26 protein-coding genes are annotated in these 25,848 nt (G+C 43.2%); 12 read left to right on the top strand and 14 right to left on the bottom strand.

Annotated features, from left to right (window positions below; genetic code table 11):
* Positions 1–154: 154 nt before the first annotated feature.
* Positions 155–436, bottom strand: coding sequence for a DUF503 domain-containing protein (locus JMX63_RS01965; RefSeq protein ID WP_201570528.1), 282 nt, complete (start codon positions 434–436; stop codon positions 155–157).
* A 130-nt stretch (positions 437–566) separates the two neighbouring features.
* Here JMX63_RS01965 and JMX63_RS01970 point away from each other — a divergent pair, with 130 nt between their 5' ends.
* The 3 genes from JMX63_RS01970 to gorA all read left to right on the top strand — a co-directional run bounded on the left by JMX63_RS01970 (position 567) and on the right by gorA (position 3,348).
* Entirely contained in the window at positions 567–1,355 is a 789-nt protein-coding gene (locus JMX63_RS01970; RefSeq protein ID WP_201570530.1) for a threonine/serine exporter family protein, read from the top strand.
* A gap of 1 nt (position 1,356) precedes the next feature.
* Positions 1,357–1,809, top strand: a complete 453-nt coding sequence (locus JMX63_RS01975; protein ID WP_101205820.1) for a threonine/serine exporter family protein — start codon at positions 1,357–1,359, stop codon at positions 1,807–1,809.
* A gap of 174 nt (positions 1,810–1,983) precedes the next feature.
* Positions 1,984–3,348 carry a glutathione-disulfide reductase gene (gorA, locus tag JMX63_RS01980; RefSeq protein WP_201570532.1) on the top strand — a complete coding sequence of 455 codons (1,365 nt, stop codon included), beginning with the start codon at positions 1,984–1,986 and terminating at the stop codon, positions 3,346–3,348.
* Positions 3,349–3,486: 138 nt separating this feature from the next.
* Here the strand turns inward: gorA and JMX63_RS01985 are convergent, their stop codons facing one another.
* Entirely contained in the window at positions 3,487–3,948 is a 462-nt protein-coding gene (locus JMX63_RS01985; protein WP_201570534.1) for a DUF2846 domain-containing protein, read from the bottom strand.
* A 451-nt stretch (positions 3,949–4,399) separates the two neighbouring features.
* On the opposite strand from JMX63_RS01985, the gene JMX63_RS01990 reads away from it, so the two are divergent.
* Positions 4,400–4,612, top strand: a complete 213-nt coding sequence (locus tag JMX63_RS01990) for a hypothetical protein (RefSeq protein WP_102090330.1) — start codon at positions 4,400–4,402, stop codon at positions 4,610–4,612.
* Positions 4,613–4,656: 44 nt separating this feature from the next.
* Here the strand turns inward: JMX63_RS01990 and JMX63_RS01995 are convergent, their stop codons facing one another.
* Positions 4,657–5,280 carry a GNAT family N-acetyltransferase gene (locus JMX63_RS01995; RefSeq protein WP_201570536.1) on the bottom strand — a complete coding sequence of 208 codons (624 nt, stop codon included), beginning with the start codon at positions 5,278–5,280 and terminating at the stop codon, positions 4,657–4,659.
* A gap of 367 nt (positions 5,281–5,647) precedes the next feature.
* On the bottom strand, positions 5,648–7,297 hold the full coding sequence (locus JMX63_RS02000; protein ID WP_227673210.1) for an FAD-dependent oxidoreductase: 1,650 nt from the start codon (positions 7,295–7,297) through the stop codon (positions 5,648–5,650).
* Between the two features lie 243 nt (positions 7,298–7,540).
* On the opposite strand from JMX63_RS02000, the gene truD reads away from it, so the two are divergent.
* Complete coding sequence (truD, locus tag JMX63_RS02005) at positions 7,541–8,863, top strand: tRNA pseudouridine(13) synthase TruD (RefSeq protein WP_201570538.1); 1,323 nt, start codon at positions 7,541–7,543, stop codon at positions 8,861–8,863.
* 112 nt (positions 8,864–8,975) lie between these two features.
* Here the strand turns inward: truD and JMX63_RS02010 are convergent, their stop codons facing one another.
* Positions 8,976–10,433, bottom strand: a complete 1,458-nt coding sequence (locus tag JMX63_RS02010) for a GGDEF domain-containing protein (RefSeq protein WP_201570540.1) — start codon at positions 10,431–10,433, stop codon at positions 8,976–8,978.
* Positions 10,434–10,726: 293 nt separating this feature from the next.
* The gene (locus tag JMX63_RS02015) at positions 10,727–11,608 is read right to left on the bottom strand and encodes a PHP domain-containing protein (protein WP_201570542.1); all 882 of its coding nucleotides are present in this window, start codon (positions 11,606–11,608) and stop codon (positions 10,727–10,729) included.
* Between the two features lie 279 nt (positions 11,609–11,887).
* Between JMX63_RS02015 and ispZ the strand changes: the two genes are divergently transcribed.
* The 6 genes from ispZ (at position 11,888) to JMX63_RS02045 (ending at position 16,757) form a co-directional block, all read left to right on the top strand.
* Positions 11,888–12,439, top strand: a complete 552-nt coding sequence (ispZ, locus tag JMX63_RS02020) for a septation protein IspZ (protein WP_201570544.1) — start codon at positions 11,888–11,890, stop codon at positions 12,437–12,439.
* A 97-nt stretch (positions 12,440–12,536) separates the two neighbouring features.
* Positions 12,537–12,863 carry a YciI family protein gene (locus JMX63_RS02025; RefSeq protein ID WP_201570546.1) on the top strand — a complete coding sequence of 109 codons (327 nt, stop codon included), beginning with the start codon at positions 12,537–12,539 and terminating at the stop codon, positions 12,861–12,863.
* Positions 12,864–12,919: 56 nt separating this feature from the next.
* Complete coding sequence (locus JMX63_RS02030; protein WP_160022274.1) at positions 12,920–13,309, top strand: hypothetical protein; 390 nt, start codon at positions 12,920–12,922, stop codon at positions 13,307–13,309.
* Between the two features lie 124 nt (positions 13,310–13,433).
* The gene (gene mnmC, locus JMX63_RS02035; protein ID WP_201570554.1) at positions 13,434–15,500 is read left to right on the top strand and encodes an FAD-dependent 5-carboxymethylaminomethyl-2-thiouridine(34) oxidoreductase MnmC; all 2,067 of its coding nucleotides are present in this window, start codon (positions 13,434–13,436) and stop codon (positions 15,498–15,500) included.
* A gap of 101 nt (positions 15,501–15,601) precedes the next feature.
* Entirely contained in the window at positions 15,602–16,036 is a 435-nt protein-coding gene (locus tag JMX63_RS02040) for a secondary thiamine-phosphate synthase enzyme YjbQ (RefSeq protein ID WP_201570556.1), read from the top strand.
* Positions 16,037–16,118: 82 nt separating this feature from the next.
* Positions 16,119–16,757, top strand: a complete 639-nt coding sequence (locus JMX63_RS02045) for a hypothetical protein (RefSeq protein ID WP_201570558.1) — start codon at positions 16,119–16,121, stop codon at positions 16,755–16,757.
* Positions 16,758–16,900: 143 nt separating this feature from the next.
* On the opposite strand, the gene JMX63_RS02050 is transcribed toward JMX63_RS02045, so the two are convergent.
* The 7 genes from JMX63_RS02050 to ffh all read right to left on the bottom strand — a co-directional run bounded on the left by JMX63_RS02050 (position 16,901) and on the right by ffh (position 23,420).
* Positions 16,901–17,578: a DUF4112 domain-containing protein gene (locus JMX63_RS02050; RefSeq protein ID WP_201570560.1), complete on the bottom strand. Its 678-nt coding sequence runs from the start codon at positions 17,576–17,578 to the stop codon at positions 16,901–16,903.
* Positions 17,571–18,488, bottom strand: coding sequence for a 4-hydroxybenzoate octaprenyltransferase (gene ubiA, locus JMX63_RS02055; RefSeq protein ID WP_201570562.1), 918 nt, complete (start codon positions 18,486–18,488; stop codon positions 17,571–17,573). Before ubiA ends, JMX63_RS02050 begins: the two co-directional genes overlap by 8 nt.
* Before the next feature lie 130 nt (positions 18,489–18,618).
* Complete coding sequence (locus JMX63_RS02060) at positions 18,619–18,861, bottom strand: hypothetical protein (RefSeq protein ID WP_201570564.1); 243 nt, start codon at positions 18,859–18,861, stop codon at positions 18,619–18,621.
* Between the two features lie 91 nt (positions 18,862–18,952).
* On the bottom strand, positions 18,953–19,852 hold the full coding sequence (locus JMX63_RS02065; protein WP_201570567.1) for a class I SAM-dependent methyltransferase: 900 nt from the start codon (positions 19,850–19,852) through the stop codon (positions 18,953–18,955).
* Positions 19,853–19,918: 66 nt separating this feature from the next.
* Positions 19,919–20,761 (bottom strand): undecaprenyl-diphosphate phosphatase, encoded by an 843-nt coding sequence (locus JMX63_RS02070; protein ID WP_201570570.1) that lies wholly within the window; start codon positions 20,759–20,761, stop codon positions 19,919–19,921.
* A 142-nt stretch (positions 20,762–20,903) separates the two neighbouring features.
* Positions 20,904–21,605, bottom strand: a complete 702-nt coding sequence (gene tsaB, locus JMX63_RS02075; protein ID WP_201570756.1) for a tRNA (adenosine(37)-N6)-threonylcarbamoyltransferase complex dimerization subunit type 1 TsaB — start codon at positions 21,603–21,605, stop codon at positions 20,904–20,906.
* Between the two features lie 270 nt (positions 21,606–21,875).
* Positions 21,876–23,420, bottom strand: coding sequence for a signal recognition particle protein (gene ffh, locus JMX63_RS02080; RefSeq protein ID WP_057761369.1), 1,545 nt, complete (start codon positions 23,418–23,420; stop codon positions 21,876–21,878).
* A 425-nt stretch (positions 23,421–23,845) separates the two neighbouring features.
* On the opposite strand from ffh, the gene JMX63_RS02085 reads away from it, so the two are divergent.
* The gene (locus JMX63_RS02085) at positions 23,846–24,637 is read left to right on the top strand and encodes a cytochrome C assembly family protein (RefSeq protein WP_201570579.1); all 792 of its coding nucleotides are present in this window, start codon (positions 23,846–23,848) and stop codon (positions 24,635–24,637) included.
* 86 nt (positions 24,638–24,723) lie between these two features.
* On the opposite strand, the gene purU is transcribed toward JMX63_RS02085, so the two are convergent.
* Positions 24,724–25,644 carry a formyltetrahydrofolate deformylase gene (gene purU / locus JMX63_RS02090; protein ID WP_227670811.1) on the bottom strand — a complete coding sequence of 307 codons (921 nt, stop codon included), beginning with the start codon at positions 25,642–25,644 and terminating at the stop codon, positions 24,724–24,726.
* Positions 25,645–25,848 lie beyond the last annotated feature (204 nt).

The raw sequence follows: 25,848 nt of genomic DNA on the forward strand, positions 1-25,848 counted from the left end.
TCTAAAAAGTGGTCGATGCCCATCCGTAACTGGACGTCTGCTTTGAATCGCTTTATGATTATGTTTGATGACCGTATAAGCAGGCATTTAATCTAAATGGCAGTTACACAGAATCTGGGATGGTCTCAATTAACTTCCTATAAGTACAACCCACCTAAACAAACTCTCTTTCAACATTCATCACCCGTGCATCTACCGTACGTTCTATCTTCTCCTCAATTTGACTACATTGCGACTCGACCTCACGTTTAGATAGTCCAACGATCACAAACGTCCACTCGCTAGCATCATGTCGATCGCGCTCACCACTCTCACAAACTGCGACGCTTGGCGTATTGCCAAAGCGCGCGTGCAAGCCGCCCATACGGTGGCGTTTCTCTTTTAGCGAGCTACAGCCGGGCAATGAAAACGTCAAAGTCAAAATAGCGATATGCATCGCTATGCTCCTTGCCAAAAAGTTTATACTTTATAGTAGCATCAAATATAATATCCGATAATGTCTGCGCGTCAGCATCCAGACCCTTTATAATAGCGTATCAATACCAACCAACCTGCGTATCTCACTCATGACCTCTATCAGCTACGTAAAGCAGCAGCGCATTACCCGACTATGCGTGCGCTGCGGATTACTCCTTATGCAATATGGCGCTGAGTCTGCCGTAGTAGTGGACTTATCCAAGCGCTTGGGGCTCGCATTGGGGATGAACAGCGTCGAATGTTCGCTCAATTTTAACGCCATTACCCTGACGACTATCTGTGACGAACGCTGTATCACCACCACCAGAGACACGATCAATCAGAGCATCAATGTCAATTTATTGGTCCAAATCCAGCAAATTGTTAATAAGACTGAAGCCACTATCAATCGCAATGATTTGATTGACCGCACTACCCTTGCCTTTGATGAATTGGATAAGACCGTGTATCCAACATGGTTAGTAAGCGTGTTTGTTGGCGCATCTTGTGCGGCTTTTGCTTATCTGAATGGCGGTAGTTGGTCGATTACGGCGGTGACATTCATCGCTGGTATGGTGGCGATGTTTACTCGTATATATCTATCCAAGCACCACTTTAACCCTTTTATCACCGTCATTGTGACGGCTTTTATCGCTTCACTGATTGGGGCGACGACCTATTATTTTGATATTGGTAATAATGCGGATATCGCTGTTGCCTCCAGCGTATTGCTACTGGTGCCCAGCTTTCCTTTGATTAACTCTTTGTCCGATATCTTAAAAGGCTATGTCAATATCGGCGTTGGGCGTGCGGTCTTTACCTATATGCTCACCTTATCCGCGTGCGTCGGTATCGTGATGGCATTGGTTTTACTTCGCATACAGCATTGGGGGTTTTAAGATGTGGTTTATCAAAACTGTCATACTGTCTTGTATCATCACCCTTGGTTGGACGCTAATGTTTAGCGTACCCAAACGCTATATACTGCCTTGTTTACTGATGACTGCATTTGGCTTTGGACTAAAGACAGCGCTCGTTTATCAGCACATCCATATCGTGGTTGCTAGTTTTTTTGGCGCGATGCTTGCCAGTTTTTTGGGCGTGTATTTTTCTAAGAAATATACTCTGCCGCCAAAAGCGCTCATCTCACCCAGTGTCATCTGTATGATGCCTGGTATCGCCGCCTATAAGGCGATGGTCAGTATGGTACAGATTGGTTACTTTGGCTTTTCAGATGAGTTATTTAGCCAAATGATGGTGTATTTGTTCGAAGCTTTATTTGTCACCTCAGGATTGGTACTTGGCTTGTCTATTCCGGGACTGTTATTTTATAGACGTCGTCCTATTGTATAAATGGGTTTGAGTAGATTTAAATATCTAAATGCTAGGCTTTTCTTAACCAAGCAGCGTTTATAGTCAAGCGATTCAACATACGCTAATCATAAAAAACTTGTAAGATGAATGACAAGACCCATTACAGTAGAGTCAGAAACAGCACCAATAACAACTTAATAAAGAGACCGTATTATGACCAAACATTATGACTATATCTCTATTGGCGGCGGTAGCGGCGGCATCGCCTCACTCAACCGTGCAGCCAACTATGGCAAAAAATGCGCCATTATCGAAGCCAACCAATTGGGCGGCACGTGTGTAAATTTGGGCTGTGTTCCCAAAAAGGTCATGTGGTATGGCGCCCAAGTGGCTGAAGCTATCCATAAATATGCGCCAGATTATGGTTTTGATGTTGAGTTAAAAGGTTTTGACTTCCAAAAGCTGGTACAGAGCCGCCAACAATATATCGAAAACATTCACCGCGCTTATGATAACAACTTGGCCAAAAACGGCGTCGAAGTGATCAAAGGCTTTGCCAAGTTTGTCGATACCAATACCGTAGAAGTAAATGGCGAGCTGATTACCGCTGACCACATTTTGATTGCTACGGGCGGTCATCCTATTCAGCCAGATATCAAAGGCGCAGAATACGGCATTGATTCTGACGGATTTTTTGCGTTGAATCATTTGCCAAAACGCGTGGCGATTGTAGGTGCTGGCTATATCGCTGTCGAGATCGCAGGCGTGTTAAACAGTTTGGGTGCCGAAGTGCATTTGTATGTGCGCAAACACTCGCCACTACGTACGTTTGACCATACTATCGTAGAGACTTTGCTGATAGAAATGGAACAAGCTGGCATTAAATTACACACCAATACGGTGATCAGTGAAGTCAATAAAAATGACGATGACAGCCTGGATTTGACCACCAACGATGGCGGTGAAGACTGTATCGATACTGTCGATTGCTTGATATGGGCGATTGGTCGCGCGCCATCGACAGACGGTATCAATCTGCAAGTGACAGGGGTTGCCACGACTGAGACGGGTAAAATCAAAGTCGATAAATTCCAAAACACCAATGTCGATGGTATTTATGCAGTCGGTGATATCATCGAAAACAGCGTAGATTTAACGCCTGTAGCGATTGCCGCTGGTCGCCGCTTATCTGAGCGTTTGTTTAACAATAAGCCCAATGAGCATTTAGACTATACATTGATACCGACGGTGATTTTTACCCATCCGGCTATCGGTACGATTGGGCTATCTGAAATCGACGCGATCAATCTGCATGGTAAAGAAAACATCAAGTGCTATACCTCAACGTTCACTGATATGTATAGCGCGGTCACTCAACATCGTCAAAAATGCACCATGAAGCTAGTATGCTTAGGCGATGACAAAAAAGTGATTGGTTTGCATGGTATTGGTTTTGGTGTCGATGAGATGATTCAAGGCTTTGCCGTTGCTATCAAAATGGGCGCGACTAAAGCTGACTTTGATAATACGGTTGCCATTCATCCAACAGGCTCGGAAGAGTTTGTGACGATGCGTTAGTTACGCAGACTGAACACGAAAAAGAGGGTGCTTATAAAGCACCCTCTTTTTCGTGTTCAATCCAATCTCAGCCTATTTTTCAGTGAGTTAATAGCTAAATGTCGTTAATACTACGAACCACTCGGATGATAAAATTAGCTATTTACTACAATTGCCTTTAATACCGAGCTCAAGGTCAGCTATCGCTTCTTTGCCCTCACTTTCAGGTACTAACTTCAAACCAGCACCACCGACAAAAAGACCGGGCTTAATATACTGTTTGACGAAGTAGTTTTGACCTGTTTCAGTCATTACCATTAAATCATTTGGTGAGAACTCAGATTCTGTTGAAACTTTATGCTCTTTATTTCCTAGCACCTCATGGTAAAAGAATGTTCCACGCGCAGTCTCTCCAATACACTCATCATCTACCCAGATATCTTTCTTCAAAGCCGCACCCACCACACTATTGCTACGGTAAATATATAGACCAGCATTATCTGTACTTGGTGCTTTAACTTGCTTGAGTACATTAGATACTTCAACATTTTCAGTGGGTACAGACGCACAACCAGCAAATAGTATTGATGTAACCGTTAGAAAAGCAATTCTTTTTAGCATGTTATCTCTCTAAGAATAAGGATAGTTTTGTTTAATATATTTCAATAACTTTATTACGAATAAATTATAGAGACATACCTCAGTTTCAATAGTCAAAACCAACTCGTCACTCGCTTGATAAACTTTAAAACTGGTTTTGCAAGTACCTCAATTACCAGTAATAGTCATTTGATATGTGACATCTATATGAATATGTAAGTAAGGTTTTCGCTGATTTTTTACCACTAATCCCCTCGTTCTTAATGTGTCTATAAAGTTACTAGAACTATATAGAATTATATCTTAGAAGCCAACTTATTTCTCGATATTTGCCTATTTTTATTTAATCTTGTTTTTCTATAATCGAATCACTTCTGTTTGAATAGCTATAAAAAGTCTAAGTGAAGTCACGTTCATACAGACAGCGCAATCCTGTTGCTGCTATGATGCCCTTAATAATGACCGTTGAGAGATGACTGTGTGGCAAGTGTACTTATTTATATTACCAATTGGGCTTGGTATCATGACCTTGGCAGCAAGCCTATTGTTTTTGTTCGCTTATCTCATGTCGGATGATAATACCACGCGCTTGCCAGCATTTAACTGGTTCAAGCGCTTAATTATTGTGGCATTTATGCTTCTGAGTATTGGTCTGTTTATGACCTTTGGACATTTTTGGGGTTAATTTAGATAGAATATTTTTTAGTGTTTTTTACTAAGCCAATTTGATTAGCTAACGAATTTTTCGAGTTCTAATAACTCTAAATCATCACGCTTTGGCTCGCCATTATTGCCATCGTTTGGAAACGGCATTTTATTACCATTGAACTGATAACCGCGGCGCTGATAGTAAGCCAAAAGCTCAGGACGATGACTTAAGATAGACATAGTCAGACGGCTAGGCTGATTAAGTGACTGTAAATGACGATCTGCAAAGGTCTCAGCTGCTTGTAAAATCACATTACCAACACCCTTCCCTTGTAGCACAGGATGTACCGCAAACATGCCGATATAGGCTTTTTTATTTGAGTCAGCATCGGTTTTGATATCGACAGCGATACAGCCAAGTATTTCACCCGTTTCTTCTCCATCATGGTCGCCTGTGGTGGTTTTCGGATAGACAAAATAATAGTGATTAGGGTCATTGATTACAGCAGCGAGCTCTGCTGATGTAGTCCTGATACCACCGATCAAGTCAGCCTCATTAGTCCAACCTGCTGTCTCGCGATAGCAGCAATTCAATAACTGTTCAAGTGCGCCAATATCATCTAATGTCGCTTCACGTAAAAATACCGACTCTTTATCAAAGTGGTCTGTGTTTACATTGCTGTTATTTATATTATTTTCGCTCATATTATAATTTTTCCTTTTCCGTCTATGGATAGTTGCATTCAAATAATTTCGATACAAGAAAACCGAGTGCAAGTGATACATTAGTATACTTAACAAGGATGACGATGTAGCAGATCTATATGGATTTAGCCATATAAAAAACTGACTTAGATTACTAAGTCAGTCTAGGGGTATGTCATTACTTAGATTGTGCAGCTTAAAATGAGAAAAATTGTAGATAAACGAGGAAAAAATTGCCGTTAATATGAACATATTTGCAAAATTTCTGACGACGTTTAGCAAAATTTAGCCATTTTAAGACCACTAAATGTATTCATGTGCTAATTGATGACATGCCCCAGATACTAATACTTATTGTTTGATAGTACTAGGGCGATAATGCATGCGCTTGCTCAATAATATCAAGACCTGCATTAAGCTGAGCGCGTGTCGGCGCATGACCACGGCGTAATAGCTCAGAGAAGGCAACCAGCTCTTTATTACGTCCAAGCGTACTTGCCGCACTAGCCCGTGTATCCTCGCCCTCATCATTAAAATAGTATTCGATATAATCATGCGTATCTGGCGTACCAAATAGAATATTGTGATCTGGTGTCTCGGCATGACCGCTATAGCGTAGGCTCTTGCCATATTGCATGGTCCAAAAGAAAGGAATACGCGCTTCCAGTGAATCGATACTGTCATCATTTAATATCGCAGCAGCCGTGACCATACCATGCTGCAATGCTACGCGCCAATGCTCAATACGCATGCGACCCATTTGGTTGCTAGCTTTCGCAATATCACCCAGCGCATAGACTTCATCGCGCAGCTGTAGATGCGCATCGACTTGTACGCCATCTGGATCGTTAACTTCACGCAATATCTCTGTACGTGGAGACACGCCAGTACCCAGTATCACGATATCAGCATCAATATGCTCGCCATTCGCCAGCGTGACACCGCCTACATTTGAGAAAGCTTGGTTATTGTTATCTCCATCCTTGTCCACTTGACGATTAACCTTAGTAATTCCCTTGACGGTTGCGTCAAACACAAAATTGATGCCCTTCTCTTCATGCAATTTAATTAAGGCATTACTCACCGTTTCAGAGACAATATTGCCCATCACACGGCTACCTTGCCCAATCACTGTAATAGAAGCTGTCGTGCCTGCTTGTGCTAATGCTGAAGCGGTCTCCATGCCGATAAAACCTGTACCGATGATCACCACATGCTGATCATGACTGGCCGCTTTAATTAATTTGGCATCACTCATGCTACGTAGCGTATATACACCATCTATCTCAGCACCTGTAATAGGTGGCAAGCTTGGTTTAGCGCCAGTGGCGACAACCAAGAAATCTGCGGTTTGTCGCTCGCTGTTGCCATCATCATCTTCGATGACGACGGTCGCTTCATTGAGTAGCACTTCGCTAACCGTTTGGTTGAGGCGTAATTCAATATTGTTGTTACTTGCCCAGTCAGCACCGCCCAACAGCAGCTTATCCTCGTCCATCTTACCTGCCAAAAACGCTTTGGATAATAAAGGACGATTGTAAGGAGCTTTATCCTCTTTACTAATCAACGTAATCTTGCCGCCATAGCCACCCTGACGCAACTGGTTGGCTGTCATAAATCCTGCACCGCCACCACCAACGATAATGGTATGGGTGTCAGTTAATTTATCACTTTCGACCTGCCCCGTTACCTGAGCTGAGGTATCGACTGTCAGATTATCACCATTATGAGTCAGCTCATACTGGGTCAATCCTTTAGTCGCTATCGGCTCTAATAGTGAACCATCGCGACTATCAAAAGTCGCATGATGCCAAGGACAAACTACGCGATTGCCACAGCGTAATCCGTTACCCAAGTCTGCGCCCGCATGTGGACATTTGCCATCGAATGCACGGAACTCATCATCATCGCGAGTGATTAAAATGATACTATCGTCTTCTTGCTTATATGATTTCATACCACCGCTTGGAATATCCGTTTTACTGATGGTGACTGTGTTGATCGTTGCGTCGGTCATAATGCTTCCTTAACAGTTATAATGATGTCTAATGACAGCAGGTTGAAAATGACCGTAACCAACCAGACAAATTCAACTTATCCTATTATTTTTAATATGCTATGCATTGATAGTAGCAAGAGCGCCGTGCACACGATGTTTTTTTGTATGTTTGCTGCGTTGCAAAACGTAATTATGCGACTTTGCTTTGCGCACTCCTTTTACTTCTAATCATTATTAATAAACAAAATAAAAGACGACCTTATGACTTCTCAAGACAACCAAAACGAAATAACTACTTCTCAAGATAGTTTAGATAGCCAAGCTGCTACTCTTGATCGAACAACTGTTGCTCAAAACACTAATGAACGAACAGCCAGTGAGAAAACAGCCAGTGAGCAAATTGACCTAGCTCATATTAATATTGCCACTATTACAGATACTGCAAATTTACCTCAGCCAAGCTTGCAGCCAATACAGCAAGCGACTTACAAGGCTAATGCGACTGATTTTATCGTTAATGAGCTATTACCGTTAGACTTCACTGGTGAAGGTGAGCATTTATGGCTACATATCGAAAAATCAGGCATGAATACTGCTTATCTGGCGAAACTACTATCAGAGTGGGCAGACATTCCATTACGTGATGTTGGCTACTCAGGGTTGAAAGACCGTCACGCATTGACGACTCAGTGGTTCAGTTTGCGCATACCAAAGAAGCAATTACCGCCTGCTGAGTTTGCACCGGTAGATATCGGTGAAAATGAGTCTGTCACTATCCTTGCGCAGCATTGGCACAATAAAAAACTTAATCGCGGTACGCACCGTGCCAATCAGTTTGTTATTACCTTGCGTGATATTCAGTTTGTGAGCGCTAGTGACGAAAATGTTGATGACGGAAGTAACGCATCACCCGAGCAACTACTATCTGCAAAAGAGGCCGTCGAGCAGCATTTAACACGCATTGGCAAAAACGGCGTACCCAATTATTTTGGTCCACAGCGTTTTGGTCGTCAGGGTAATAACGTCAGAGAGGCATTATCACTGTTTGCTCGTCCGCCGCGAGAGCCTCGCCCGCAGCCAAAAAAGAGCAAACGTAAGCGTGCCCCGCGCGAGCAAAATACGATGGAATTGTCTGCTGCACGTAGCTTGATATTTAATGAGATATTGGCAGCACGGGTACGTGATGGTAGCTGGAACACTGGCCTAGCAGGTGAAGTGTTTAATTTGGATGGTTCAGGATCAATATTCACTAGTGAGACACTAGATGATACGTTGCATGCTCGTCTTGACAGTGGCGATATTCATCCAACTGCTGTGCTATGGGGCACGGGTAACGATAAAGTCACCGGTAGCGCTGCAGATTTAGAGACCGAGGTAGTACAACACAGTCCACTACTTATGCAATTGGCAACTGGATTAGAGCAGCGCGATATTAAGGCGCAAAGACGAGCGCTACGTCTACCGATTGAGGCGTTAAGCTGGGAATGGTCGGACGATCAGACGCTGGTATTAAACTTTACTTTGACGACGGGTAGCTTTGCCACAAGTGTGCTCGCAAGCTTGGTACAGCAATTAGCTTCTTGATTGGAGGGATTAATGAAACTGGCATCTAAATTGGACTAATCAATAGAATATCAGCCATACCGATAATACTTACACAATCTTAGCGGCATGGCTGATCGCTAATAATTAATGGCTAACGACTTTTGTAAAGCAATTGCTTACCGCCTTCTTTTTCAGCCCACATCTCATTTGCACTGACAACTTGATTGCGACCACGGTGCTTGGCTTCATATAAGGCCTTATCCGCTGTACTAATCAAACGTTGGCAGATATCACTAGGCAGCTTTTGCATTGAGGCTATTTGGCTTTCCGCGCGCTGAGTAGCAATTGGCTTGATAAGCGGTGACGTTCGAGCGACGGTCTTTTGCTGTGTAATCTTTTCATACCCTTGGACAATACAATCTCGCTCTTCATGAGTTAAGGTATATAGCCCAAAGCTTGCTGTCACATTAAAATCAGCCAGACCTTCAATCTTCATGACATGTTCAGCAATATTTAGCCGTAATTGCTCGGCAATCATCATAGCGCTATCATGCTTCGTGTCTGGTAGGACAATTAAAAACTCTTCGCCGCCATAGCGACTGATAATAGTCTTATCTGTTAACGACTGCGATAGCGTCTGCGAGATTTCAATCAGAACCTGATCACCTACATCGTGTCCATAATTATCGTTAATCTGTTTGAACCAGTCCAAATCTAACAGCATGACGCTTAAGTCTTGATATTCTCGCACAGTAGCCAAGGCATACTTCATCTTTTTCAGACCGTAGCGACGATTTTTAAGCTGAGTAAGCTCGTCCTGATTGGCGTGTCGTAAGGTCTCAAATCGACTATCATCTAATACCAACAGTAAGGCACGGAACATATAGACTATAAAAATCGCTTTTGGCAGCGCTAAATATAAGTGCGTCGACCGCCAAAAAAATGCGGATGATCGCTGTAGCTCGCTGATACTATCCCAATTTAAGACGTTGTTTTCAAAAGCTAACGCAGCCACCGCATTTTCAGCGGCCATAATCTCGTTATAAGTTAGATAGTTATGACTCTCAAGCATGGGATGAATAACGGTCAATTGGCGTAAATTGGGCAAACTGATACCAAAGTAAGGTGACATGATCGCTAATAGCATCAAGATAATATGCAGCCAAAACATGCGCCAAGCATAGCGGCGCCTGATCAACATCATGCCAAGCATAGCAGCGCCGACGAGCGACACGCCTGCAAACAGACTGCTGTACCCTATCATCACAACAACAGTAGAAATGTAGGCGGTGTAAACCAAAACCAAAGCTATTTGCCATCGACTTAAAACAATGTCATTATCATTGCTTGAGTGAAATAAACCTTTGACCATGCATAAAAAGAACAGTCCAACAAAGCTAATCCCAAGCCATAATGGATATAGATAATGTATGTTCACATAGGTGTTTAACGCATCTTGTTGCCACCAGACATACAAGCACCAGAACCAATGCAATGACACTTCTAACACGATAAATAAGGCCATCAGCGATGTTCGGTCAGCAGCTTGCCACTCAAAGATCATTTGAGAGATTTTGTTGTAACCTAGATGGGATATCGATACAGCCATAGAAGGGCTACCGCAGAGAGTATAAATACATTAAAAGGTGTAAGTGCGTTGAATATATAAGCGCTAGAATCAAAGCCAAAGCATACTATTCGCTCTGAAACTTCCATATCAAGTGTTACAAGTTCTAGCCTTATTATCAATCTATTTTACGCATTTATTTCCCAATAATTTCTCTATGAATGTAATTATGTTTATGTAGCTATTTTTGGCCTTATTCATCATGATAAATAAGGCCCTATCGCTACTGAAAATAACCTTATTAGAAGCAGCTGTAAAAAGGTAAATCTCACTCACTAAGCAAGCGTTGTAAAAGACTCCCAAACCCCTTGCTGATCATCATTTAAAATAGGGACATCGCCCAAACGTCGCCAAGGCATGTTACTACCGTGAAAATCACTACCAATAGATGCCGCAAGACCATGCTCAGCGAGGCTACGATCAACCATTCTGCGAGTACTAATTGGCTCACTAGTGGCTGGTAGTTCACAAGCATCTCCGCCAAGCTGCGCAAACTCTTCGATCAATTTACGCACGCGTGTCGCTGATAGTTGATATCGCGTGGGATGTGCGAGCACCGCTTTGCCGCCGCAAGCGTGAATCAGCTCGATACCATGCTGCATCGTCAATGCCTCGATTGCTACATAAGCAGGTTTATTATCTGCTAGGTACTTATCAAAGGCTTTTTGAACGGTTTTGACTTCACCGCGCTCAAATAATACCTGCCCAATATGTGCACGTCCGACTGCTTGTGGGTTACCGCCCGCTTTATCGAGTACTGCTTGCCACAGCTCATCATAATTGATATCTAATAGCTCACTTAGTTTTTCGACAATACGCTGACCACGAGTGGCTCGACTGTCTTGCAGTTGCTGCAGCGTTGCATGCATTTTTTCGCGATCAGTAAAGTCCAGTCCAAGTACATGGATGATTTTATTAGTAGATTTATTCTTCCCATAACCACCGCTTAATGTATGCTCACAGCTGATCTCAACGCCGTTAATAATTTGCATATCACAAGCGCTAGCAGCGTCTCTCGCCTCATCAATTCCTGCCAACGTATCATGATCAGTCAATGCCAATACGTTGATACCCGCTGCATGGGCACGTTGTATTACATCAGTCGGCGCATAAGTTCCATCTGAACAAGTACTGTGGCAATGTAAATCAATTTTCATAAGGTAAGCCTTAAAGTGTTAAATAAAATAAGCGTTAGGTAGCAGGTCGTCGTTATTACTATTATGAGTATTCTGACCTGCCTTAATATTTCTATAGATTTAGCAGTTATCACTGCTGTATTTGTGTTTTTATTTGGCCGGTAGCATAGTCACCGGATGCAATAAGAGAGTATTACTAGTAGGTTACGTATATCACATGATTATCGTGTTGATTGCTTTTTTTTGATGCAGTAGACGTGTAAACTACCCCATACGTTTTTGTTGGACATATCATTTGCTATGAAAGCATTACTAGACTTTATTCCTTTAATTGCCTTTTTTATCGCGGCGCGTTATAACGGTATTTTAGCAGCAGCTGGAGCTTTGCTCGTCGCTACTATTATCGTTTATGCCATTCATTTTATTCGTCAAAAAGGTAAGTTTGATAAGCAGCAATGGGTTGTCTTATTATTAACGATTTTATTCTGCGGCGGCACATTACTGCTGCGTGATGATATTTATTTGCGTTGGAAGTCACCCATTATCAATGGTATTTTTGCATTAACGCTATTTGTTAGTGCTGCAATTAACAAGCCATTGATGCAGCTTGCGATGAAAGAGGTATTTACCCTGACGCTTAGCGGCTGGAAAAAACTGACTGTTGCTTGGGCGCTGTTTTTTGCCCTAATGGGTGTACTACATTATATCACAGCGTTCACAATGTCAGATGAAGCATGGATTAACTTTAAAACCTATGGCTGGATTCCAATTATGCTGGTGTTTGTCGTGGCTCAATTTGCCGTGTTGAAAAAGCATCTCAACCCTGCCCTAACAGACAAAACCACTAAATAGTTTCTGTTGCCTTGTCATGGCAGCAATCACAATTTTATTGCTATGACGTTTATACTAAGCTCACCATTACTTTTTTATTATTCACTAAGGAAGTCTCATGTCTTTATTTGCAATCATTGGTCATGACGTGGCTAATAGCAGTGCACAACGTCTGATCACTCGTACTGAACATATTGAACGCTTAAAAGCGCTGCACCAAGAGGGACGCCTCGTTATCGCAGGTCCAACGCCTATCGAGCATGGCAAAAGTGATATGTCAGGCAGCTTAATCATTGCAGACTTTGACTCTATCGAAGCGGCTCAAGTATGGGCAAACGATGAGCCTTACTTACGTGATGGCGTGTATAGTCATGTCGATATCAAACCATTTATTCAAGCATTGCCAGCACCAACTGACAGTAATAATCAAGTAGCTGCATCGTGATTCAGAGAGTCTCTTTTTCACCTACCTGCTCCTACAAAAGTGCCCTGATTGGTCTCATGTTAGTGACAGCCGTTTCGGCGCAGGCTGCACCCACTGCGCCTATAACACCTGCTGTCGAGGCAACCGATCCGACAGCAATGATGCCGTTGACTGGCCCAATAGCGGCGCGCGCTTTACCAACAAAAAACTCAGCGCTAGATATCAATGATACCTTGGCGGCACAGTTGCAACCATCTACTAAAGCATTGTCAGCTGCCAATCAAGAACTGCTCAGCCGTAATGCACAATTACAGCGGCAAGTGAACGACTTACAGACTCAAGTAAATGTCTTGGTTTACGAGAGTAAAGGACAGTTATTTCTATACGGTGCGTTTACCGTTCTGATCAGTCTATTAGTCGGTATTTTTGTCTCGTGGTTAGTATTTGTCCGCCGTGAGCGCTGGTAGCATATACTGTGCTCGCACTGACTTGCATTACTCTCCTTCGCTGCGTTTAACCAAATGTCGATATCATTGATCCGTCACAATTGATCGTTGAGCTAACGTTACTGATATTTCTAAGAAGTGCCTCATGTCTACCGCTAAACATCAAAACCCTGAACATTTAAACGTTATCACGCCTGCCAAGATTGACTGGCAAACGGATGATACTGGCAATATGGTGCCAGTATCAGGTGAGTTTGGGGATGTGTACTTTTCTCATGCGGATGGTTTGGCAGAGACTCGTCACGTGTTTCTAGAGCACAATCAGTTACCAGAACGTTTAGCACACCTGGCACCAAAGCAATGCTTTACAATTGCTGAGCTAGGCTTTGGAACTGGGCTTAATCTACTAGCAACGTGGCAATTGTGGCGACAATTACGTGAAACCAATCCGCAATTAGCAACGGCTCGCCTGCACTTTATCACTACTGAAAAATTCCCCATACCACTAGCAGATCTGACCCAGATACTTGCGCTATGGGGTGAGCGTGCGCCTGAGCTAATGGCATTTATTAAGCCACTTTTGGCTGCATATCCGCCCCTGATTGCAGGCTGTCATCGTTTAAGTTTTTCTCATGATAACTTAACTGTCGATATGTGGCTTGGTGATGCAGCAGAAAGTCTAAGTAAACTGGCATTAGACCACTCTAACCAGCATACGCCTTATATTGATGCTTGGTTTTTAGATGGTTTTGCGCCTTCTTGCAATAGTACCTTGTGGGCTGACAGTATCTTTGCACAAATGCAGCGCCTATCACGCCCTCATACGACTGCCGCTACTTATAGCTGTGCAGGTATCGTCAAGCGTGGACTAAGAGAGCATGGCTTTCAAATTAAAAAAGTCAGAGGTTTTGGTCGAAAGCGGGAAATGCTAACGGCCACTATGACTAATGCAGAAAGTAGTGACCTTACTAGCGATAATAAAAGTTGTGATAATAAAAGCCACGAGGCGAAGCAGCAAACGACTTATAGCACATTTGATAATACTGTCGTCATTGGTGCAGGCGTCTCAGGGTTGCTCACAGCTTGGTCGCTTGCCAGTCGCGGTATTACCGTCATTTTATTAGATAAATCAGCGCCCTTAGCAGGCGCATCAGGCAATCCTAGAGCGTTACTTGCGCCCAAAATGACGCCACTTCACCATGTCGATGAGCATCTGCATACCATCGGTTATCTCCATAGCAGCAGGCTATATCGAGACCTTAATCAAACAGCCGTACAGCTTAATACAGCACCGGTACTTGAACCGACTGGCGCCCTTGATTTACTAATAAAAGCCAATATCGGTACAGAAAAAATTGCCGACTATCCTGACGAGATGGCGACCACCCTATCGCATAAGCAAGCACAGATTACTAGCGGCCTAAAAGAGCAAGATTTATCAGAGAACTTGTACTTACCTCAGTCTGGTCTGGTCAACCCGCAAGCATTAAAAGACATCATACTGACTCATCCGCTCATTCACTTCCAGCAGTTAGAAGTGACTAAAATCAACGAGACTGATCAGCAGGTTCGTATCGAAGGTATTGATGAAAACCTTAACACTGTCACTATAACTGCTGATAATATCGTCATTTGCGCGGCTTTTGAAAGTCATCAATTGGATCAGCGTATTTTTGATTGCCGTAAAATTCGTGGGCAGCTGTCTTGGTTTACGCCAACCTCTGAGCAGTACGCTAAGCTGCCTAAAATACCACTCAAATATAGTGGTTACTGTACGCCATTCACTGCCCAAACAGATGACGGACAATTAAACGATGTTACAGAGTACAGCCCTCAGTTTCTACTAGGGGCAAGCTTTATACGTAATGATACGGACACGGATATCCGTGAGGAAGAGCATCAAATTAGCCGAGACAAGCTCATCAACGCTATTCCTGAAATGGCATCTATCATTCCGGCAGATACGAGTCTATGGCAGGGCCGAGCTGGCATTCGCACCCAAACACCTGATTACCATCCTATCGTTGGACAATTGGCAAACAGTCAGCGGATATGGACAATGAGTGCGATGGGCGCAAAAGGTTATGCATTGGCACCTATTTGTGCTGAAGCATTAGCAGATATGATGCTAGGGTCATTTTCACCACTATCAGAGACGATGCTCGCACGCTTATCACCCAATCGTACACGGCTACAGACGCCGCTTGTTTAAGAATAAATGGCTCTTGTGTAAATAACAGCAACGCTTTCTGCGATTTATACTGGCTTATGGTATCTTAATTTGGTGTCGACCCTAATAATGAGATATACCCCATGAGCTATCACCAAACCACCCTTACTCTACCCGCCTATGCGCGTGGCATTCATATCATTACTCCGAAGGTTGAAGAAGCGATTTTTCAGCTATTACCTCATTCTACCAAGGTAGGGTTGGTTCATCTATTTTTGCTGCATACGTCAGCCAGTCTTGCGATCAATGAAAATGCTGATCCAGATGTCAGATTAGATACAGAAGATTGGCTTAATAAAATCGTACCAGAAGATCAGCCAGAGTATCGCCATACTTTAGAAGGCTCAGACGACCTGCCAGCGCATCTCAAAAGCATGATGCTTGGAGTAAGCCTGACTATACCGCTTGTCGATGGTGAGTTAGGTCTAGGCATGTGGCAAGGTATTTACCTATGTGAGCATAGAAACCTTCAAGAATATGGTGGACAGCGTAAGCTGGTGATTACGGTAAACACGTAATAATATACTGTCAATAAATAGCAGGTTGACCCTTGCAAATTGCCCCATTTACGTAGAGCGCCATTAACGGATAAAGCTGATTATGAATACTTCTCTCCCAAAAATAATAAACTTACAAAAATCTAAACTGCTTTATCGTACGGCGCCTGCGATTTTCTTAAGCCTGTTGCTACTGACTGCTTGTCAAAAAGATCCAGAACCTGAAGCAACTGATACAACTACAGCTGAGACCTCAACGCAAACCACGCCAGTAACGACCAATATCAATGTTGATGAAGCTGAAAATAGCAATGTAGATGACGCTAAAAATGTAGCGCAGACTGATTCAGAACGTGATATGAGCTTAACAGAGTTAGATAAAGATCTTAATGATACTATGCTCACTGCAAATGATAGCGCTGAAAAACCTAATCCAGAACAAGCTATTAAAGGCGCACAAATCACTGATGTCCGTTATAAAAGTGCAGCAGGTGAGAGTTTGTCCGTAGTCTTTGAGACGTCGGCAGCTGGTATGCTCAACGCTATCATTACCCGCCCCAACCAGCCAAAAATGACATTGAGCGCACCAGAAGGCCAAGGCAACAATCCTACTTATCAATCAGCTGACGGCAGTATCCAACTCGTAAGCCACGCTGGTGGTGGCACTATCGACCTTATCCGAAACAATAAAGTTACTAGCTTTGATGCCGTCAGTGCTGAAGCAGAAGTCATCACTGAATAAAGTCTGAGGCGGCCTTTGTTTCAATGCCCTATTTAAAACCATAAAAAAGGCGGCAAACGTTATTATCGTTGCCGCCTTTTTCGTTTCTGTGTATTGCTCTGTACTGACTTGTCTCTACTGAGCTGTCTGATAAGTAATTATATTTACCCAAACCCAGTCGATTGCCCAAACATCCCGACCAACCAGCTTATCACTGTCCACAGCCCCCAACCGACAAACACAATGACCAGCAGTCCAAGAAAATCAGGGATGTGCAGATATAACCAAGCAACGATTGGATTGCGCCAAAAAAACCCAAAACGGCTTTGCTGCTGCTTGTCTTCTAATGACTGGTGCAAAAACGGTCGATCCATATGCATGGTTTCGGTAATACCATACTCATGGTGTAGATGCTCGTGCACGATACCCAGTGTCTTACGGCTAGGGCGAATGAAAATATCTAATAGCGTACCAATGCCAGGTACGATACCAACGACCATATCAATAACTGCCAATCTAACCGCTGGCGTCATTTTATGAGCGGGCACACCTAACTGACGCCCTAATATAAATGCATAACTGGTCAATGCCAATCCTGCCAAATCTCCTGCTAGTGGAATGGTCGAAAGCGCCGCATCCGCACCCATTCCTTGCTTAGTAAAAGGCACTCGCACCAGCGAATCCATGGTATTAGCAAATTTTGCTAGCTTACGCTCAGTTGCGATAACTTGCTCACGAGTCAGACCATGTTCGGCAAGTTTAGCTTGATAGTCCGTAACTGACGCATTCGTATCAGACAGTTTCTTTGATTTGAACCTCGGCAATTTATCGAACTTATCCATTTAGCGTCGTCCATATGCAAGTAACTGCGATGAGCGCAAAGACATAGCGCCCTACCCAGATATTAGCCAAGAACGCCTGAAAGCAAGCCAAAGGGTTACGACTGGCACAAGCACTGTTTTGTTTGGCAAACATCATCGCAACTAGTGCCAATCCAAATACTGGGGTTACGCCTAATGTGGTCGGAGCAAAGTAATGCCACATAACCACGCCCATCATTAGCAAAAAGAGCATCTGTAGTATTGAGATGATAATCACATCATAACGACCGAATAGTATCGCCGTTGATTTCACACCAATCTTTAAATCATCTTCACGATCAGCCATGGCGTACTGGGTATCATAGGCTACGGTCCAACACATATAGGCTAAAAATAGCAGCCAACACCAAACATCGGGAGCGCCTTGCACCGCCACATAAGACATCGGTATCGCCCACCCAAAAGCAGCTGCTAAAAATACTTGCGGCAGGTGCGTATAGCGTTTCATAAATGGATAAATAAATGCCAATACAACGGCACCAAGCGACCAATAGAACACAGCTATGGGCAAGAAAAATAGCAGACTAGCACTTAACAGCACCAGTACTAAAAATGCAGCGACGGCTTCTTTACCAGATAAGCGTCCATCTGCTAATGGGCGACCTTTAGTGCGAGTCACATGACCATCTACTTTTCGATCGGCAAAGTCGTTAATCGCACAACCAGCCGCTCGCATAAATATTGCACCAAGGGCAAATATCGCGAACACCCTGATACTTGGCAACGCTGCCGTCATTCCTTGCTGCTGCGCTTGACCCATTGCAACGAATAGTACGCCCCAAAGCGTTGGCCATAAGAGCAGCTCAATGCCGACTGGCTTATCAAAACGGGTTAGCTGGATGTAGGCTTGTAGCTTGTCTTTAAATGTCATGGCTTTTTATTATCATTAATTGGATATTTTTTATGTGCGCTTATATATTTCGCTTAGAACAACTAAATTAATTTTTGAAGGGGCTGGTTACTGAGTTTTAATGGACTAATTACTAAGTTTAATGGTCTGGTTACTGAGTTTGTTGCCACAATTTATTCGCTTCGATCAGTGATAGCTCAGGATACTGCTTGCGTAATGCTTTTAACGCCGGGATTTTGTCTTTTTTTGCTGCTTGTTGACGCAAAAATGCCAGTTGCTCTTGTGGATTGCTCAGCTCTTTTAACCGTGCCTCAAGCCGAAGAATGCGAGTACGCAGCATGATATTAATCAATAATAGAATTGCACCCATGACCCAAATGATTAACGCTGACATTCCTTGCTCCTAAATCCATTAACTTCGAACACATAAGCTGATTAATTGCGTACATTTATACTCGTACATTCGTTATCGCAAACAGCAGCTGTCAGACAAAATATCCATCAAAGCGTACGGCTTCATTATGCCAGCTTTCACTAGCTGGCTCATCAGCAAGCAGCGGTGCAAATTGTGGACGCTTTACGACCACGCGACCTTGACCTTGCATACTTTGTTTAACAACAGCCTGCACACTACTTAGCAGTTGTCGCTCTTCATCTAACGTTGGTGGACGAGCCAATTGATGCAGTGCTTGCATATGCTTACCGACTTTTGCCCCTTTACCTGTCTTACTATCTTGATAGCTATCTTCCGGAAACATCGGATCCAAATAGACGACATCGATTGTGGTAGCGTTATCGGCTACGGTACTAGCCTCTAAATTCGCAAAATAACTGAGCGCATCAGCATTGATAATCTGTAGACGGCTCATGAGCTTTTGCCAATTGGGTAGCGCACTCATACGCTGCTGCTCTGCAAGTAACAGCAATGCCATCAAAGGCTGCTGCTCAAGCATAGTGACTTGGGCGCCAGTACTGGCCAATATTAAACTATCATGCCCAAAGCCAGCAGTTGCATCAATAACATGACTATCTGATGTGATTTTGGCCGCTTGTAATAGCAGCTCAGACTTACGGCCAGCACTCACTACACGGCGCTGCAACTTGTCCCACTCAGGCGCCACACTGAGCCCATCACTTAGCCATGATAGCTTGTCTTTATTATCTAATAATAAAATAGGCTGAGTAGATGCTTGGCTCAATTGCTGACGGCGCCTTTGAGTTAGTTTCTCTGTAGCGACCTCTATATCTAAGATAATTGGTAATGTATGCTCAGCTATCAATGACTGTAGGCTCTCAACCTGTGCTTGCTGGCTGTCATTGACGTAGAATAACTGACAATGTACAACAGCACCTGTTTCGTCATACGTTTGGGGCACATCGGTCATAACCATCATCCTATTTGCTGCTTATTTTCACTATAAATTACTGGCGTGTTAAATCATAACGCAAATCTAGCCAGCCATTTGATAACCAAAGCCCCAAGCGGCGACCAGCACGATAACACCCGTGATAATGCGCAGCCAAGCAAAAATAGTAAAGTCGCGGCGACTTACCCATGCCACAAGTAAGCGAATACAAAGTAGCGCCACCACAAATGACACGATGGTTCCGATACCTAGCACCAGCCAGTCTTCACTGTTGGTCAGTACATCACCATGTTTGAGTAAATCCAACAGTGCCGCGCCTACAATGACAGGAATACCCAAAAAGAAAGAAAACTCAGCAGAAGCCTTACGTGAGACACCTAACCACAGCGCGCCAATAATAGTGGCACCTGAGCGTGACGTCCCTGGTATAAGAGCTAAACATTGGAACAAACCAATCATCAACGCAGTTTTTATGCTGACATCTTCAGCTTCTTCTGCAATGACCGTTTTAGGACGCTTTTCCACGTAAAATATCAGTAGACCGCCGATGATGAGCATAATGGCAACGACAATAGGATTAAACAAATAAGCTTTGATTTCATCGGCAAAGGTAAAACCAACAATCATCACAGGAATAGTAGAGACAATCAGACTCAGTCCCAACTGTCTAGGATTGGTCATGCCCTCTGCTTTGCCAGTCAGTAAGCCCATCAGCGCTTGCCACAATCTACCCCAATAGTCATAAATCACTGCCAAAATAGCGCCAAGCTGCACAACAACAACAAATAAATCAACTTTTTCTTTAGTCCAGAAACCCATCACATCTGCTGATAAGATCAAATATCCCGTACTAGAAATGGGTAAAAACTCAGTGATACCTTCAACGATACCCATAATGACAGCTTGAACGAATAAAACTATATCCACAGTGACTTTCCTAGAAACAGACTGGCCTAAAAAAACTGGCCTAAAAACAGACCGATTGGCTGTCCTATATTAACGTTGATTTTATATGGGTATGCGCTTACTAAACACTAAAAAGCTGGCTGCAAAAAGCATATTTATCAAGCTAAGCTTTACCTTGCTCTTTAAGTGTTTTCCAAGCTTGATTGCGTAGATACTTTGGTAATGCCTGTGACGCTTCCGTACCACCATCGTTTGCAAACTGAGCAATACCAAGCTGCCCAATGACAACAGCATCTGGCCAAACATCTTCATGGCAGTCTTGCTGATCATGTCGTGCCAATAGCGGCGCGCCATTACCCGCGATAGGCAGGTTGAATACTGTTTGGCTATCATAATCTAATAGCTGCTCTGTACTATCGCTACCATCAGCCAATACTGGCTGCATAATGCTACTACCTAACTGGTCGTCAGTTATCAATTCATACTGCCCAAAGTAGACTTGCTGCATACGAGCATCAAGGGCGCTGTAGACGTGTGTTAGACCATATTTCTGATACGCGCATTGTGCGATTGCTTGCAGGCTTGAGACGCCAACACAAGGCAAATCATGCGCTACAGATAGAGCCTGTACCACTGCCGTATTGATGCGAATACCACTAAACGCACCTGGCCCGCGATTGAATATTAAAGCCTGTATATCAGCAAGACGTACCTGCGCCTCAGACAATGCAGCATCAATCATCGGTAAAATCTGTTGAGTCTGCTGACGCTTACCTGTTTCGGTATGGCTTGATAGTACCTGTCCACTCGAATCTAAAATCGCGATCGAACACTGATCGAACACGGTATCCATTGCTAAAAACATCACAACCTCGGCTTTTACTTTTGGCGTTCTAAATTGATTTGTCAGATTTTACTAATTTTTCATAACGATCTATCATTCATGTCCTGTAATAATTTAGACAGAATGAAGCAGCGCCTATCATAGCATTTAGGGTACACGAATTTTATTAATTTCTATATTTTTCACACTTTATCCATCAATGTTTATCTGCAACTGATAACGACAAAAAGCCCCAAAGCTTCATTGGCTTCGGGGCTTCGATCAAACTTCTTGAAAATAACTAGTCGTTATCTAAAAGCGGGTTTTGAACTTCTTTGGTGCTTGGTTTTGCATTTCTTGCATTTGCTTTTGCATCTCTTCGGTGCTCGGCATGTTATTCGGATCCAGTCCCATCTGCTTAGCCATTTGTTCTGGATTCACGTCTTTAGCGCCACCTTGCTGACCGCCGCCAAACAATGGACCGCCGCCACCGCCAGCACTACCGCCGCCCATGAGCCCTTGCATAGATTTCATCATTTTACTGATGCCTTCAGGCTTTGAGATCATTTTCATCATTTTTGCCATCTGCTTGTGTTGCTTGAGCAGACGGTTAACATCTTGAATCTCACGGCCTGAACCTGCAGCGATACGGCGCTTACGACTTGGATTAATCTTGTCAGGGTTTTTACGCTCAAACGGCGTCATTGAATTGATCAATGCTTCCATTTCACGTACTTTTTCTTCTGGTTTGGCATCTTCGACGGCTTTTTGCATGTCTGAGCCGCCCATACCTGGCATCTTATCTAAGAAGCCTGCCATGCCGCCCATACTCTTCATCTGCTGAAACTGAGTCAATAGATCCTCAAGGTCGAAGTCACCGCCCTTTTGCATCTTTTTCGCCATTTTTTCGGCTTTATCACGGTCAATTTTCTGCTCAACTTCTTCGACCAGACTCAGTACGTCACCCATACCAAGGATACGCTGCGCAATACGTTCAGGGTGGAACAGCTCTAGCTCGTCTAGTTTTTCACCGCGGCCTAAGAACTTAATTGGCTTACCGGTGATAGCGCGTACAGAAAGCGCCGCACCGCCGCGAGCATCACCGTCAGTCTTAGTTAAGATAACACCTGTCAATGGCAACGCATCATTAAAGGCTTTTGCAGTATTGGCGGCATCTTGGCCAGTCATGGCATCGACGACAAATAGCGTCTCAGATGGGTTAACCGCAGCAGTTAGCGCCTTAATCTCATCCATCATGGTATCGTCGATATGTAGACGACCAGCAGTATCAATAATCAGGATATCTTGATATTGGATTTTGGCTTCTTCTATCGCACGCTTTGCGATATCAATTGGATTCTCATCTGTGCTTGAGTTCACAAACTTAGCATTCACCTGACCGGCTACTTGCTCAAGCTGTTTGATAGCCGCTGGACGATAAACGTCAGCAGAGACTAGCATGACTTTTTTCTTTTGGCGCTCTTGTAGATATTTGGCCAACTTACCAGCTGTAGTCGTTTTACCCGCACCTTGCAAACCTGCTAGCAAATAAACAACAGGCGGCTTACCTGTCATCTCTAACTGCTGATTGGCACTGCCCATCATTTCGGTCAGCTCGTCGTGTACGATTTTGACAAAGGCTTGACCTGGCGCTAACTCTTTTAGCACCTCAGCACCAAGCGCTTGCTCTTTGACGCGTTTTACAAAATCACGAGTGACAGGCAACGCCACATCAGCTTCTAACAACGCCATACGCACTTCACGTAGCGTGTCTTTGATATTGTCTTCGGTCAACTGTCCGGTACCGACGATGTTACGTAGGCTCGACGATAAACGTTCTGTTAAGGTATCAAACATAAATAACTCTCAATTAAAATGGTTTTCAATTAAATAATACGCAATTAAAATAACTCTAAATCAAACCATTAAAATGGTTCATAAATAATATTAGGATACGCTATAAGATATTAGGATATTGCATGACAAGAGACATGATAAAAGAATTATATTATCAATACTATAGCATTAACATGACTCAAAACTTATAGTCGTTTCGCAAAGGACACAGCGCTTATAATTGCAGTCAACTTTTTATAGATGACATATTTTATGTTTTGCGCTATGTAGCACTGCCGATCATTTATAAGTTATAAGCAAGATGGTGCTCAATTGCCACCCATTTTATGATAAATTGGAGGATTATTCTAATCATTCCGATAATACCACTTTGGTGATACATTGAGCGGCAGTTTATGCTCAGTATAAGATGAGGTTTTATATCTGTGCACTTTGCATTCTTACTTGCTAGCCTGACTTATATAGCGGTCAGCGTTTACATCGGTTGGGCGCTGATTGCTGATAAACCTATCTACAAAGGCCGCAGTCTAGGCTTGTTGCTCATCGGTATGGCTGCACATGCGGTACTGCTATATCCATACGTTGTGACGCTGTATGGTTTAAATTTCAACTTATTTAACATCATCAGTCTGACCAGTTTATTTTTCTTATTCTTTTATCTATTGTTCTGTTTATACCGCCCTATTCTTAGCCTTGGTATTTTGGCTGCACCCACTGCGCTAATAGGTATGACTGTCGGTTATTTCGGCCGCGCCCCTTATCAACCATTGACTGATATCAGTATCGGACTTGAAATCCATATCATATTATCATTGGCTGCCTATTGTGTGCTGTTGATGGCGGCGGTACAAGCGCTATTTCTACGTCTACAAATACGTGAGCTCAAGCATCATACCATTCATCGATTTTGGGTCAATAAGCTACCCTCCCTGCAAAGTATGGAGAGTTTATTATTCGATATGTTGTTGGTTGGCTTTGTATTGCTCAGTATCGCACTGGGGATTGGGTTTATTTATGTGCAAGACTTAATGGCGCAGCATATCGTGCATAAGACTGTTTTTAGTCTACTGTCATGGTTATTATTTGGTGTGCTACTATTCGGTAACTGGCGTGCAGGCTGGCGAGGCAAACGTGCGGCCAATATCACTATTTATGCCTTTATCCTATTAGCCATTGGCTTTGTTGGTAGCAAGTTCGTCTTAGAAATGCTCTTATAAAGTATATGTTCAAAAAAAGGGCGGTCAGTAACTGTTGCTACTGACCGCTTTTTTTACATTCTTAGCAGACTCACTACTCATTTTTCTTAGTTAAATACGACTGTCTTATTACCCGCTACAATCACACGGTTTTGGACATGCCAGTTTACGGCACGTGCTAATACGTTGCGTTCGATATCACGGCCGATAGCACGCAACTCTGTCACCCCTTGGCGATGCGTCACACGGTGTACATCTTGCTCGATGATAGGCCCTTGGTCAAGCTCAGCTGTGACATAGTGCGCAGTTGCGCCGATAAGCTTAACGCCTTTATCGTAAGCCTGACGATAAGGATCTGCACCCACAAACGCAGGCAAGAAAGAATGATGAATATTAATAATCTGCATCGGCCAACGTTTGACAAAATCTGATGACAAAATCTGCATATAGCGCGCCAATACTAGTAAGTCGTTACCTGCCATCAGCTTATGAATCTGTTCTTCTGCCTCTGCCTTATTGTCTTTGGTCACTGGCACATGATGGAAAGTAATACCAAAATTTTGTACTGCTTGCTTTAAATCAGGATGGTTGCTGACCACGCAAGTAATCTCGCAATCGAGCAATCCACGCTGATGTCGCCATAATAAATCTAACAATGCATGATCAAACTTAGATACCAAAATACCGACTTTGGTCTTCGTTGCATTATTATGTAGACGCCAATCCATGTCGTGACGCTTAGCAACCGTATGCGCAAAGCTGGCTTCAAAATTTTCAATAATATCGCTTAATCCTGCCAAAGCAAACTCTAAACGCATAAAATATTGACCGCCTTCATGTGCCGTTGAATACTGATCGAGCGTAATGATATTAGCGCCATAACGATGAATAAATTCAGAGACTGCCTGTACGATACCTGCCTGATCTTTGCATTTGATGAGCAACGTGGCTGTATCGATAGCACTAGGTGTCTGTTTGCTCTGAGAAGCTATGGTCGATAATGAAACCGTTTTAGTGTTGTCTGACATAATTCGCCCAATATAAAAAATGATGACTTATCGCTGAAAAATTGCTGACAGCGTAGTAAACCGGTTATTTTAATCTTTTTTGCAATATTTTGCTGAGCGAGTTGGTTGTTTTTGGTTATTTAAAGTGATTTGGTTGTTTGAAAATACAATGCAAAAACCCCCAACGTAGGGTTGGGGGTTTTTTATTTGAAATACTTTAACAAG

Origin of the sequence: Psychrobacter nivimaris, assembly GCF_904846365.1 — a bacterium.
GTDB lineage: Bacteria > Pseudomonadota > Gammaproteobacteria > Pseudomonadales > Moraxellaceae > Psychrobacter > Psychrobacter nivimaris_B.